We start from the raw sequence: 14544 nt of genomic DNA, 5'->3' as shown, positions 1-14544 counted from the left end.
CATTCATCATTTACAAATAGCTGGAAGCATAAGCGGGGTCAATCAATCCTCTATTCTCCATTTCTTTCCAAAATCCATCCGGGATCATGGAATAGGGCAATGCCAGATTTTGCGCCACCCTGGCCGCCTGCGTGGTATTCAAAGCGATACTGCTTACCCCGGGCGCATGCAGACCAAAAATGACACATGCCTCTACCGGTTTTATATTATAATCAACACATAGCTGGTTAAACTGCAGCCGCCAATGATATAAGGCCTTGTCTTTTACCGGATCTGTTAACCGATAGTTGTAGTAAGCAGATCCAGTTAAAAATCCGCCATTAAAAACAGACGAATTGATAATAGTGACACCCTGCTGCTCCAGCTTTAGCATAAAATCCACCAATTCGGCAGGATGACTATGAATCGTCATACTATTGGCAATCATTACCCAATCCAGCTTTACATCACCAGCTATGCGGGTTATGATTCGCCAATCTTTTGCTCCCACTCCAATGGACTTGACTTTGCCCGCCTGTTTTAGTTCGCGTAAAGCCCGGTAGGCATCCAATATATCCAGGTAACGTTGCTGATATTCCTGCTCATTCCCGGACGCCGCCAGGTATTCATCAGGGTCATGTACGGATACCAGTGCGGCATGATAACTTCCTAATAACTGGTTTCCCTGTTCATAACATTCCAGGATACCGTCGTAGCTTATTTTCTGAACAGCATCATGTTCAAGATTTTGCCATATGCCAGGTTCAAAAGTAGGCTCGGGCGTTTTTAACTCCATTCGTAACCAGCCCAGTTTATTGCTGATCAGCACCTGTGAGGGATCGACTTTCAACTGTTCCAAACTACGCCCCAGCGCTTCCAGCGCCAGCCCTGCTCCATACTTACCGGCCGAATCAAACATCACTGTCCCCGGCGAATGCTTTATACATTCGTCCACAATAGATAGTTTCATCTCATCTGGCAGTGCTACATATAAATTTCCCAACCCGCTTGTACCAAAGATGACCTTTGGCCATGTAATTTTATCCATACTACAGCATCATTGAAACCGATATTTTTTTCTTTATGCGATGGCCTTTACCCTGTTTAGACAATGGCCCCTTCAATCTTCAACACGAACGCCTCTTTGCAAGGCGCTTGTTCCGGCAATTGTACTTTGAGGCCCTCGGATGTTTGCTGAAATTTCAATTGGCCGTTTCCCAGCAGGCTTACCCGGCTGATTGGTCCTGCCTGGTTATTTGTAGCCAGGGTCTTCACCAACGCGGCATTATTTGCCGGCCATCCCAACATGACCGCATAAAGTATTTTACCCTTTGTTGTAAAACGAATATCCTCCGCCACAAATGGTTTACCTTTTCCTTCGTTAAAGCCCTGGGCACTCAAAGCTACTGTTGCCTCCATTGCAGGTCCCTCTCCGAATACTTTCCAGGGACGTGTGCCGTAGATCGCTTCACTATTGATCTGCATCCACGCCGCTATCTGTTCAACAACGTTACGTTCTTCGCTATCAATAGTACCATCGCCACGTACGGGAATATTCAGCAACAGGTTGCCATTCTTGCTTACCACGTCTGCCAGGGTATGTATAACTGTTTTAGCACTTTTATATCTTTTGTTATCAAACAAACGGCGATCGTAGTGCCAGCCTCCGATACAAGTATCCGTTTGCCAGGGCAGCGGTTCTATCTCGTTACTTTGTCCCCGTTCAATATCCCATATCATACATTTACGTTGCTGCTCGTTGAGTACTTTAGCGAACAAGGCAGCCTGCAACTTTCCGTGCTTTTTGATACTGGTATTGTAAAAGTGTGCCGCTATCTTCAGACCTGCATCACTTACCGGCCAAAGCGGCAGCGCGCTATCGTCAAAATAAACAAGTTCAGGGCCGTACTTATCGATGAGTTCAATAGTCCGGTTTAAAAATTTATCGCAATAGGCCTTGTCAGGTATGCTTGCCCCATTTCCCCAATCCCAGTGCTCTCCCATACTGCCATCATTCAGGCTATCCTTGCTCAATGCATGATTTTGGGCATATAGTTCCTGCGGATCATAGCCACTCCACCAGGCATTATGGCCATCGGATGCGGTCAATTTACCATCGTAGGGAATACCTGCATATGACCCGCTTTTATCGGAACGCTGCGCCACCTCATACCACGACCAGGCATGCGACGCATGCACCGATACGCCAAAGGGCAAGCCCTGCGCTTTGGCTGCTTTTGCCCAGCCCCCGATGAGGTCTTTTTTAGGGCCCAGCTTAGTCGCATTCCAGCGATGGTATTTACTATCGTAGAGGTCAAAATTATCGTGGTGATTGGCCATCGCCATAAAATATCTAGCCCCGGCCTTTTTGTATAAAGCCACCAGCTCTTCCGGATGCCAATTCTCTGCCTTCCAGTCATTTATTACCTCCTTAAAGCCAAACTTTGACGGGTGGCCATATTTCTGGATATGATATTTATATTGGTCACTTCCCTCCTGGTACATACCACGGGCATACCAGTCGCCCCGTTCCGGCTGACATTGAGGTCCCCAATGCGCCCAGATACCAAATTTTGCATCACGGAACCAGTCGGGTACCTGGTACTGCTCCAGCGACTCCCAGCTAGGTTGAAATGGCCCTGGCGCCATACGCGGAATTGATGGGGTTCTCAATAAACCGTGTGCATAAAGATTGGATAGGTATAAGGATGATAAGCCTGTAGCTAAGCCTTTTATTAACGTTCTTCTTTTCATGGAATTTAATTTTACCGGCTCTCCCTATAAGCGGGACATCACCTGCTTTTCAGCGTAGCGGGAAGCCTATGATGGCAACTAGTAATTGATAAATCAAACTTACTCCGAAATATTTACCCAATATTTGGCTTAATAGGACTTTCTTTTATACAAAACCGACTATTTGCCTATTATTGCTGTGTCAAAATCGTAACACTGGAAGGACGTGGCCATATTGTTAATTAATTGTACCGCATGATTAAAAGAGCACTAAAACAAACATTCACCTTATTGAACGTTGACCATGTAAAGCTTGATTCCAGGTGGAACTATAAAAATGTGATCAGTCCGTATTTCAGGATATATTATATCGATGCGGGGGCAGGAGAAATCTGGGACGCCTCAAATAAGGTCAGGCTTGAGCCCGGATTTCTATATATTATACCGAGTTTCACCTTGTGCAACCTGATCTGCCCGGACTATCTCAGCCAATACTTTGTCCAGTTTTTTGAGGAGTCGTCGGATGGTATTTCCCTGTTTGAAAATAACAGGTCCATTGCGAAGGTAAAAGCGACTGAAATGGATATCCTGAACTTCAGGAGGCTATTGGAAATAAACCCCGGGCGGGGCATTAACCGCTCTGACAATCCCCGGGTATATGAAAAAAATATTTTCTACAAGGAGTACCAGGAGCTCAATAACCGCCAAAGCATGTCGACATTCACAGAAACGCATGGCATTCTCCTGCAATTGGTATCCCGCTTCCTGACGCAGGAGACCTTTAAACAAATGGACACCCAAGACGTGCCGGCTAAAATCCTGAATGTAATCAGTTATATTCAACTAAACCTGCACCGCGACTTATCGGTAGCTTACCTGGCAAGAAGAGTGAACCTGCACACCGATTACTTCTCACGCCTTTTTCATCAGCACACCGGCGAAAGGCCTGTTAAATATGTACATGAAAAAAGAATTGAGCGGGCGCAATACCTGATGTTAACCACCCAGATGACCTTTGCCGAAATTGCCCTGCAAACAGGTTTTGACAATGTTTTTTACTTCTCTAAAATCTTTAAAAAAATAACGGGAATGTCGCCGGGGAATTACAGAAAACAGATGGATACAGGTGGATTTTAGGCTGTCCCTTAAAACTTAACCACCGCCCAGAATGCTTTCTTGGGTTGCAGGTCTTTGTTGAACAATAATGGATAGTCTTTTCTGCCCCGCACGGGAAAATTGTCAAGCCAGCTATAGCGGTCGGAGATATTCCAAAACGTTACACCAGTCAGGACATCACGATACTGCCGGAAAGATTCGAAACAGCGGCGGAATTGTTCGAGCTGTTGCTGCTCCCTTTCCGCGGTAAATGCCATCGCGCTGTCGCCTGCAGCCCATTGCCTCATCTCATGTTCTTTTCGGTAAACGGAAACATCCAATTCAGTTATTTGTATTTTCAGTCCCAGTTTAGCAAAATCCGACATCGTTTCATCCAGTTGCTTTGCCGATGGTTCATTTATGGCCCAATGCGCCTGCAATCCTACCCCGTGAACAGGCACTCCTTTGCTCATCAGTCTATTAAGCATACGGATAATTTTTTCCCGTTTCACTGTACTAATCTCATTGTAATCATTGTAAAACAACAGCGCATCAGGGTCAGCTTCATGTGCCCACTGAAATGCTTTCTCTATGTATTCTTCACCGCAGATCTGGTACCACAAAGAGTTCCGGTAAAATTCATCCTTACGGTCGCTGATCACTTCATTGGCTACATCCCAGGCATATACGATTCCCTTATATCTTTTTACCACCGTCGTAATATGCTCTTTCAAACGTTGCAACAATGCATCCCTGGATACCTGCTGTCCATTGGCATCTTTAAAGATCCATCCCGGGGCCTGGTTATGCCAAACCAGGGTATGCCCTCTCAGCTTCATCCCATTCCGGCGTGCAAAGGCCGCTATAGAATCAGCATCCCTCCAGTTATACTGCTGTTCACCAGGATGGATCACACTCATTTTCATGGCATTTTCCGGGGTAACGCTATTAAATTGCCGGATCACCAGCCCCGCTTCATCTGTATACAGCGCACGCGCTGAAACAGCTACGCCTATAGGAAAATAATCCCTGTAATAATCTTTTAGCCCCGGCGCTTCCGGCAAAGCGGCATGATGAGCGCGGTAAGCCACGCAGGACAGACTGATGGTTACGACCAGCAAAATAATAACAACCTGGCTGAGATACTTCATATGATATTTTGATTCATTAATTGTTTATGAAAGATATTACCTGCATTTACCTGAATGCGCTCAATGTTTGGATAGTGCCATCACTATTATACTTCAACTCCATTACCTTGATGTTTCTCAGGTGTGTTTTACCTGACAATTGCGTATCATGATAAAACAAATACCACTTATTCCCGACTTGAATAATCGAATGATGATTGGTCCAGCCTTCAACTGGCTTCAGAATGACACCCTGGTAGGTAAAGGGGCCATAGGGGCTATCTCCAATTGCATATACAATATTGTGCGTATCGCCTGTTGAGTACGAGAAGTAATATTTGCCATTGTATTTGTGCATCCAGGCCGCTTCAAAAAAACGTTTGTCGTTCTCCTGCTCGTTATACAGGCGGCCGGTGCTGTCTGTTATTTTTATAGCCTGGGGAACATTTTCAAAGCTTTTCATATCCCGCGAAAGTTTTGCTACACGGGGAAGAATGGCCACGTCCTTCTGTCCACGCAGCCTGGCAGTGGCATCATAGCGGTTATTATTCCAGTTTTGCAATTGCCCTCCCCAGATACCGCCAAAGTACAAATAAAAGGAACCGTCGTCGTCCCTAAACACACAGGGATCGATGCTATAACTGCCGGCAATGGGCGCCTTTTCCGCCACAAACGGGCCGGCCGGCTGCTTCGAAGATGCTACGCCTATTCTGAAAACCCCTTGTTTATCCTTCGCAGGAAAATATAAATAATAGGTTCCATTTGAAAAGGCCGCATCCGGCGCCCACAGTTGTTTAGCTGCCCATGGCACATCCTGTACCCGAAGCACTGCCCCATGGTCTGTTACTTTGCCCCCGATGGAGTCCATGGAAAAGATGTGATAATCAGCCATCTGGAAATGATCACCATTATCACTTTCTTTCATTGGGGCAGCGGTGTCGTGTGAGGGATAAATATATATTTTTCCGTTAAAGAGATGTGCTGACGGATCGGCGGTATAAAGATGTGATACCAGTGGGACCGATGTATACGCCTGCTGGTTGCTATCGGCGAAAGTAAACCAGTTAAAGCGTGCTGTGGATGGTATGTTTCCCGTAAATGCAAATGTCAGCCGATGCCTGCCGGTAAGCGGCTTCACGGGTACGCTTACCGTCATGTATTTCAGCGACGGTTGCTCAGGCACTGCTACGGTAGCATAGGGGTTTAATGAATCTCTATCCAGGTATATATGGATATCTCCTCCCCGGGGAGCTACCCTTAATAACAGGTATTTATATTCCCTGTCAAAATCCACCTGGTTAAACCGGATCCATGCGCCGGCCGTCAAATGGCTGATTTCCTGCGCTCCCGGCTCGCTACTGTCGTTTCCGGGTGCTACATGGGCGCCGTAAATGTCGTCATACCTGTCGGCCGCAATTCGCGAGGAGGCTTTAAAGAGATTGGGAGGCCCCTGCCGGGTATTGAGGTGAAACCAATCCACATCAACATAACCACCTGTTTGAACAGTAGCATAGTTAAATAATGTAAACCGGTTGCCGGTAAACATCTTCAGATCAAAGGCCATATTAAGCGTATCTCCCAGGGGTATAAATGTCCTGTTATCAAGGCTATAGTAAAAATAAGCCTGATTCCTCACTGTGTTAACGGATGCCCTGAAGAATACCCGGGGCTCCTTCCCTATCGCAATACTATCTATCCTGTTGCCGGCATGTTCCATTACAATAAACTTCGCCGCTTCCATCGCCCTGATACCGATAAAGGCGTAGGGCAACTGCAGAACGGCCAGCCCTGCTACATCACCCGCTTTCATACCGCTGATATCCAATGCGGTAGTGGCGTCAGAAAATGGACCAAATATCCGTTGTGTGAGTGAATTTCGCGCATGCAGCAGCCCGGTGGTAACACCGGCGGTAGTTAGCCGCAGGTATCCTTTCCGCTTACTTAAAGACCAGGCGCTGTCGTCGGGATTATGATTCCAGGCCCATTGTATGCCCAGTTTACCGTCATTAAACTCATCACTGCCGGGAAGTACCATTACCGGCGCCGTTGCCTCCATACGGGGTTTAACGTGCGTGACTACGGCCCTTCCATTCTTTCCCACCACAGGCCAACCATCTATCCACTGTACCGGCTGCAGGGTGGGTACCCTTCCTACGCCTACCCTGTCCTGGAAGATGACACTCCACCATTCTCCCAGGGGAGTTTCAACCAATGCTCCCTGGTGAACGCCTTTGCCGTAGAGATTCATATCGTCTTTCAACACAACTTTTTCTTCGTAGGGGCCATAGATATTCTTTGACCTGAGGCAAACCTGGTAACCATCTCCACCTCCATAGGTGGCGTAAATGTAATAATAGCCATCTTTCTTATAAACATGCGAACCTTCCAAACCCGGCCGCTGCACTTTGTCAAATATAATACTGTCCCTACTGAGGGGGGCTAGGTTAGCATCCACTTCTGTCACAGACAATTTGGAATATCCGTGAACAATGTAGATACGGCCATCATCATCAAAAAAAAGTCCGGCGTCGTAATAGGGCCTTACCAGCTTGCGTATTTCCCACGGGCCTTCCGCTTTCGATGCGGTGCACAAAAAGCCCCCCTCATCCAGGGTCAGGAAAAGTATATAGAACTTCCCCTTGTGGTAGCGAATACTGCTGGCCCATTGCCCCTTTCCATATCTATCCCCTCCTTTTAAATCATAAAAGGGATGCTGTTTAAACCGCTGCACTGCATTGGCAGCATAAGTCCAGTTCACCAGGTCTTTCGATTGCAATAAGGGTACGCCGGGGAAAAAATACATAGAAGTTGTTACCATGTAGTAGGTATCTCCAACGCGGATCACATCATTATCCGGGAAGTCAGCCCAGATGACAGGATTGGTGTAGGTACCATCTTCATTGTCCGATTGCTGCGCATAAAGCGATACACTAAAAAAGGACAGGAGTGCTATAACGAGGAATTTTCTATACATCTTACGAAACGTTATTCAATCATTTTGATTTCTATGGGTTCCTATTAAAGAAATGCGGCTTGCCTGGGAACAAAAATACAGGGGCCACCACTTTCCTGTTAGTTCATTTGTTGAAATTGATGGAAAAAATGTCTTTTAGACAGTAATTATGCATCAACCTCAGTGTATTTGGGCAATTTAGTATCATAATGATGATTAATTTCATGACAATACTTAAATTGGAAAGTAAAGAACCACGTTCATATCGCACAACCAAAACTCTTGTTTTTTTAATGATTGCCCAATATGCTTAAATATACCTTCACGTTCCTGTGCTGTTTACTATACCTGGTAAAAACCGGTTGGACGCAATCCGGTCATATCAACTTCACTTCGCTTACCTCTAAAGACGGATTAGTTTCAAATGGGGTAAATGCGATTATCAAAGACCATTACGGCCTGATGTGGTTTGCCACGGACGACGGTCTGAATAAATTTGACGGTACACACTTTACAGTTTACCGGCATCGCCAGGGAGACTCCTCCAGCCTGAGAGCCAATGAGGTGCTGGCGTTGCATGAAGATAAAGCAGGTAACCTCTGGATAGGTACCAGCGGAGGCGGGATTAGCCTGTACGATCGTAAAAAAGATGCCTTTATTCACTTTCCGCTCCATGCAGATGCGCCACAATTACCCCCTAATGCGGTGATACTCGATATTTCAAGCGATACCGCCGGCAATATATGGATAGCACAGTTCGAGCATTTATTTATGCTTGTTCCCCGTACCCATCATGTGTCCAAAATCAATTTGGCAGCAGGAGAAGATAGACCGGAAGCAAAAATTAGTCCCCACTGTATTTTTGTAGACCATCAACAACAAATCTGGGTCGGTACCGGCCATGGCCTCTACCGGTACACTCCCTCCACAGGAACTGTAAAACTGATAACCAACAAGAAAGCCGGGTTTACCGTTCGGGACAACGAAATCAGGGCAATTACCGGTGATAGCGACGGGCAGATCTGGGTAGGTACCGCTACCGGTTTGTATACACTACAAGCCGATGGCGCCGGCATCTCCCCTTATCATTCCCTTCCACTGCTGGACGATAAACTGATTAACTGCATCAAACCAGACAAGGATCATCAACTATGGATTGGCACCGAAGAAGGATTGATAGTACTTAATACCCGGACAAACACTACCGACCATTATCTTCCTACCGATGAAAACATCTACAGCCTTACCAACAAATCGATCAAATGTATTTATAACGACGGGCGGGGTATCTATTGGTTAGGGACTTTTCGGGGTGGCATTAACAAATATGATAAAAATCTGCATCTTTTTAATTTTAAACCAGGTACTGCTTTCCATGAAAATGGCCGTCAGTCGTCGATTGTGACTGCCCTGGCTGAAAACAGTGACGGCAATGCTTTTGTAGCTACCGATGGCGGTGGTATGTTTGAATTTAACCGCAAAACCGGGAAAGTTCGCCCCATTGACATTCCACTCCCGGGAAAAGGGAATAAAGTGTCCATTATGGCGCTCCAATATACCCGTGACAAGAAATTATACATAGGCACCTACGCGCTAGGACTGCTGATCATGAATAGTGCTAACGGAACTTATAAATACCTCGCCAAAGGTACCGGCGCCAACCACCTTGGTACCAATGATATTTTTTGCATAAAAGAAGACAGCAAAGGCAATGTTTGGATAGGTACCAATGGAGAAGGCCTGGACGTACTCAAAAATGAACAGGTGGTTGCCAGGTATACCCCTCACCCGAATCCTGCGTTGCCTGGTGAAAAAGAACTACCGTTTAATGGCTATATCAGGGCTATCGAGGAAGATACGGAAGGGAATATCTGGGTGGGTACCCATGGTGGAGGCATTGGCGTTTATCACCCGGCTACCGGGCAATGGGACATTTATACGCAAAGCAATAGCCTGCTGCCCAGTGATAAAGTACAAACGCTGCTCCGCGACAGTAAAGGCCGTATGTGGATAGGCACTTTCGGAGGCCTGAGTCTTTTTGATAAAACACAACAACGGTTCATCAATTTCTCTGAAAAAGACGGACTGCAGAATGTAACTATCTATCAAATTCTGGAAGATAAGAACGGTATTATCTGGCTGAGTACCAACATGGGTATCAGCAGCTTTCATGCTGAATCAAAAAAATTCAGGAACTATACCCGCTATAACGGGGTACAAAATAATAACTTCGTCCATAATTCCGGGATACGCTTATCTGACGGCGACCTGATGTTCGGGGGACTGGAAGGTATTAATTACTTTACCCCTTCTGATGTAACGGTCAACAAGCATGCGCCGGCAGTGTTGCTAACAGATTTAAAAGTATCCAACAAATCGATACGCCCTGATGAAGACGGTCCCATTAAAGCACATATTTCTGTAGCTGATAATATCCGGCTGGCCTACAAACAAAACTTTGCGATCACCTTTGTAGCGCTCAACTATACACTTCCCACCGAAAATTACTACGCCTACAAACTCGATGGATTTGATAAGGACTGGAACTATATTGGCACGGCTAACACCGCCGCCTACACGAATCTGGATCCGGGAGAATACACCTTCCATGTAAAAGCCGCCAACAACGACGGCATCTGGAGCAACCAGGATACTACCATAAAGATTTACGTCCGCCCGCCATTCTGGCGAACTATATACGCATACGTCTTTTACATTTGTGCCATCTGCCTGTTGCTCTTATACAGCCGGCACCTCGGCATCAAACGGATAAGAAAAAAGTTCATGCTGGAACAGGAAAGACTGGAAGTAAAAAGGCTGCAGGATATAGACCGGCTCAAAATCAAATTTCTTACCAACCTCAGTCACGATTTCAGAACACCTATTTCGCTGATTATGGGTCCTGTGGAACAGCTTATCAATGAGGAAAAGATCGCTCCCCGGCTCCACAAACTAAACATGATCAAAAGAAACTCCCGGCGATTGCTCAACCTGGTCAACCAATTACTGGATTTCAGGAGAATGGAAGAACATGAGCTAAAATTACAGTTGACAACGGGTGACCTGGTAGCTTTTATTAAAGAGGTAATAGACTCCTTCCGCGACTTTGCTGAACGAAAAAACATCCAGTTTAACCTTATCAACGGCCCGGCTGCGTTACCTGCTTTGTTTGACCATGATAAAATAGAACGTATTCTTTTCAATTTGCTTTCCAATGCCTTCAAATTTACCCCGGAAAAAGGTGTAGTTACGGTAGAACTAAAACTGTTGAATAAAGACGAAGCCGCCCATCGGCAATGGATTCAAATAATAGTAAAAGATACTGGTATTGGTATTCCCAAAGATAAAAGAGAAAAGATATTCGAGCATTTCTTCCAGACGGATACTACGTCCGCCATATTGAACCACGGAACAGGCATTGGATTGTCTATTACAAAAGAATTTATAAAAATACATGGTGGAACCATTGAAGTGGAAAGCGAACCCGGACAAGGCGCCGCTTTCATTATACAACTTCCTTTAAAAACCGTCGCACAGCATCCGGTGCAGGAAACGCCGGCCGTAATGCCGCCGCCTCCCGGAACAATGCTGCAGGAGCCGGAAATAGTTACACTACAACATGGAGAAGAATTACCGGACAGTTCGAAAACATCGGTCATATTACTGGTGGAAGATAATGAAGACTTCAGGGATTATCTTAAAGATAACCTTCGAAAGAACTACAAAGTAATAGAAGCCACCAATGGAAAAGAGGGCTGGCAAAAAGCTTTGCTATTACATCCACATTTGATTGTCAGCGATATCACCATGCCACAAATGGATGGTATCAGCCTGGTGCATAAACTGAAACTGGATAAAAGAACCAGCCATATACCCGTAATATTGCTGACAGCACTCACCAATGAAGAACAACAGATCGCCGGATTGGTTACAGGCGCCAACGACTATGTCACCAAACCATTTAATTTCGAAATACTTCACGCGAAAATAAGGAACCTGCTGCATCTTAACGATACCCTGAAAAGCACCTATACCAAACAAATAAAATTGCTGGCTCCTGAAATAGAAAAAGTATCAGCGGAAGAAAAATTGATGGCACGAATCGCCAATCACCTGGAAGCCAACCTGACAGATTCGCAACTTTCGGTGGAAAGCCTGAGTAAAGAAGTAGGGATGAGCCGTAGCTCCCTCTACAATAAACTACTGGAATTAACCGGTCAAACCCCGGTAGAATACATCCGGTCTTACCGGCTGGAAAAAGCTGCTATGCTGATGGAAAGAAGTGACCTCACCATTGCTGAAATTGCCTACCAGGTGGGATTCTCCACGCCCAACTATTTCGCCAAGTCATTCAAGATAAAATACAATATGTTGCCTTCCGAATTTATAGCCAGGATGCAAAAAAGACAGGGCACTTGAGTAACTACCCAGCAAAAAAGTGCCCCCCAAACTTACCGTATAGGGGGCTGTTATTGAGCTTTCAGCAGTGATTCGGGTTATTTTGCATTGACCTCCAGCGCCTTGGCTACAGCAGCATAAGCGAGCTTGCGCACGTACCCTTCCGTCCATAATCCTACTGGTTCACCGGGACGCCACCCGGAACCAACCGGGCTGTCAATAGGGCTCCAGATGGTAATACCATAGCGCTGTTTAGCGGGAATGAGTTCAAAATATTTATCGATGACATACTTGTACATATCGGCCTGGGCTTGATAATGTCCGGCTGTAGCGGCCGTTGTTTTCACCCCGACGCCCATATCCAGTTCAGAAACCTTTATCATCTTCCCGGTAGCCGCCAGCAGTTTAAACATCGCAACGATGTTTTCTTTATTGGCATTAATATCCATATGCATCTGGGTACCAATGCCATCCACCCTGGCTCCCTGGCTTTCGATGTAGTTGACATAAGCAATCAGACCGCGGCATTTATCCAGGTTAAACTCCAGGTTATAATCATTTATAAAATGAAGATCCGTAGCATTACCGTATTGACGGGCCATTTTAAAGGCCGTTACGGCATAATCTTCACCCAGGTAATCCTGCCAGTAAAACTCATCGGACGCCATGTTCGTTTTGCCCACCCCTGTTTTTAACTCATAAGGTTTGCCATCATCCATCGGTTCGTTTACTACGTCCCAGGCTTTTACTACAGATTTACCGGCACCGACCATACCGCTCATCCATTTATCCAGCGCTTCGGTGAGGATGTATTTTTTTTCCGCGGCTGTTTTCTCCACCACTGTTGTACTTCCACCCGTTGCTTTGGCATTTTTCAGTATTACGTCATCGATATAGACAGTCCCGGCAAATTCACCATAACTGAACACAAGCCGGGTTCTATCGCTTGCTGTAGCTGTAGTAGAAATCGTTACCAGCTGCCAATCCTGGGTCACCTGTACTTGTCCGAATCCGTTAGAGGAATAGTTGGCACTCTGCAATTCCGGGCGAATAACTCCCGCTGCGGTGCCCTTCACCCAAAAGCTTAATTCGTAAGTAGCGCCGTTCTCTAAAGGCGCCGCAAAGTCATAGATGGTTTGTACATCCCAGTAATTAGCCGATTTAGACGGATTCGTAACATAAAAGGCCTTGCCTTTATTCCCTACCCCCATACCATCGGCAGTTACACCACGGGTAGAGCTACCACCCCAACCACCCCAGCCGCCACCGGATTCAAAATCGCCGTTAGTCACCAGGTTATTGACTGCAGGTGTGCCTTGCGTATCGTATACGTACAAATTATTAATATCGATATAATACGATACCCCCGCTTTATTTTTCAAATCAAAATGCAGCTTAATATTATCACCGGCAAAATCACTGATGGTAAAGCGGATTTCTTTCCATGAAATGCCGGTGGTGAAGGTGGCGGTAGGCGTTCCGGACTTTGTCCAGTCTACCAATGGCGTATTATTATTTAACCCTTCGAAAGAGATCCTTCCCTCTCCCGCTTCATTTGACCGGATATACATCACCACTTCATACTTATGTGTCTTGTTGATGGTTATTCCCGGGGTAGCGAGCTGTAAATCTGCGGCGGCTCCGCTGGCTTTTAGTGCTATGGCATTATTGCCCGTTCCCATGCCAGTTCCGGTTATTACTGAAATACCGTTACCAGCATTGAGCTTTGTCCAGTTGGCAAAACTGTTGTCCTTTAACCCGGCAACGCTTAAACTATTGGGATATGCCGGGGAAGTGACCAGCAAAGGCGAGATCAGTCTTTTCAGGTAGCTGGCATTTTGGTTGGCATGCCACATCAGGGTATGACCGTATACCTGCATTCCTGCCTCTCCTGCTGTTTGCAACAGCGACGTTATCTTCGCGAGATCAAGGCTCCCATCCGCCTGCACTACTGCGCCATGTTTCATTTCGTAACCTAAAACAATTTCATCGAAGTTCCGGTTGGCCAGCCGGTACTTCACGCCTTTATCCAGGTACTCCTGCAAACCAATCGCTACTCCCCATTTAAACCCCGGCTGCGAAGCGCGGTTAATGTAACTTTTAAGCGCCGGGTAGGCATCTATGTTTTCCTGTACAGCCACACTTTCCGGCTTGTCTACGTTAAAGTCGAGCTTCTGATATTTATTGCAGGAGCTTATCACAACAAATACCAGGAAGCCGGCCGCTATTTTATGAAGTTGATTCATACCAATTACT

At 46.0% G+C, this 14544-nt stretch carries 7 protein-coding genes; 2 read left to right on the top strand and 5 right to left on the bottom strand.

Going from position 1 to position 14544, the window contains the following annotated elements:
* Window positions 1–10: 10 nt before the first annotated feature.
* Both FHW36_RS24960 and FHW36_RS24955 read right to left on the bottom strand, forming a co-directional pair.
* Complete coding sequence (locus FHW36_RS24960) at window positions 11–1027, bottom strand: aldo/keto reductase (protein WP_145673210.1); 1017 nt, start codon at window positions 1025–1027, stop codon at window positions 11–13.
* A 56-nt stretch (window positions 1028–1083) separates the two neighbouring features.
* Window positions 1084–2733 carry an alpha-L-fucosidase gene (locus tag FHW36_RS24955; RefSeq protein WP_145673209.1) on the bottom strand — a complete coding sequence of 550 codons (1650 nt, stop codon included), beginning with the start codon at window positions 2731–2733 and terminating at the stop codon, window positions 1084–1086.
* 234 nt (window positions 2734–2967) lie between these two features.
* Here FHW36_RS24955 and FHW36_RS24950 point away from each other — a divergent pair, with 234 nt between their 5' ends.
* Window positions 2968–3849 carry a helix-turn-helix domain-containing protein gene (locus FHW36_RS24950; protein WP_145673207.1) on the top strand — a complete coding sequence of 294 codons (882 nt, stop codon included), beginning with the start codon at window positions 2968–2970 and terminating at the stop codon, window positions 3847–3849.
* 8 nt (window positions 3850–3857) lie between these two features.
* Here FHW36_RS24950 and FHW36_RS24945 read toward each other — a convergent pair whose 3' ends face one another.
* Window positions 3858–4958 carry an endo-1,4-beta-xylanase gene (locus FHW36_RS24945; protein ID WP_145673206.1) on the bottom strand — a complete coding sequence of 367 codons (1101 nt, stop codon included), beginning with the start codon at window positions 4956–4958 and terminating at the stop codon, window positions 3858–3860.
* A 46-nt stretch (window positions 4959–5004) separates the two neighbouring features.
* On the bottom strand, window positions 5005–7911 hold the full coding sequence (locus FHW36_RS24940; protein ID WP_145673205.1) for a family 43 glycosylhydrolase: 2907 nt from the start codon (window positions 7909–7911) through the stop codon (window positions 5005–5007).
* 285 nt (window positions 7912–8196) lie between these two features.
* Between FHW36_RS24940 and FHW36_RS24935 the strand changes: the two genes are divergently transcribed.
* A complete protein-coding gene (locus tag FHW36_RS24935; protein WP_145673204.1) occupies window positions 8197–12309 on the top strand; it encodes a hybrid sensor histidine kinase/response regulator transcription factor in 4113 nt (1370 codons plus the stop codon).
* A 77-nt stretch (window positions 12310–12386) separates the two neighbouring features.
* On the opposite strand, the gene FHW36_RS24930 is transcribed toward FHW36_RS24935, so the two are convergent.
* Window positions 12387–14534: an endo-1,4-beta-xylanase gene (locus tag FHW36_RS24930; protein ID WP_145673203.1), complete on the bottom strand. Its 2148-nt coding sequence runs from the start codon at window positions 14532–14534 to the stop codon at window positions 12387–12389.
* Window positions 14535–14544 lie beyond the last annotated feature (10 nt).

The sequence above is a fragment of the Chitinophaga polysaccharea genome, assembly GCF_007829335.1.
GTDB classification, from domain to species: Bacteria; Bacteroidota; Bacteroidia; order Chitinophagales; family Chitinophagaceae; genus Chitinophaga; species Chitinophaga polysaccharea_B.
The sequence above is the reverse complement of the archived record's forward strand: the minus strand, read 5'-3'. Positions and strand labels throughout refer to the sequence as shown.

Coding starts and splice junctions, on each gene's coding strand:
- FHW36_RS24960 (WP_145673210.1), bottom strand. CDS start 1,027: ATGGATAAAATTACATGGCCAAAGGTCATCTTTGGTACAAGCGGGTTG.
- FHW36_RS24955 (WP_145673209.1), bottom strand. CDS start 2,733: ATGAAAAGAAGAACGTTAATAAAAGGCTTAGCTACAGGCTTATCATCC.
- FHW36_RS24950 (WP_145673207.1), top strand. CDS start 2,968: ATGATTAAAAGAGCACTAAAACAAACATTCACCTTATTGAACGTTGAC.
- FHW36_RS24945 (WP_145673206.1), bottom strand. CDS start 4,958: ATGAAGTATCTCAGCCAGGTTGTTATTATTTTGCTGGTCGTAACCATC.
- FHW36_RS24940 (WP_145673205.1), bottom strand. CDS start 7,911: ATGTATAGAAAATTCCTCGTTATAGCACTCCTGTCCTTTTTTAGTGTA.
- FHW36_RS24935 (WP_145673204.1), top strand. CDS start 8,197: ATGCTTAAATATACCTTCACGTTCCTGTGCTGTTTACTATACCTGGTA.
- FHW36_RS24930 (WP_145673203.1), bottom strand. CDS start 14,534: ATGAATCAACTTCATAAAATAGCGGCCGGCTTCCTGGTATTTGTTGTG.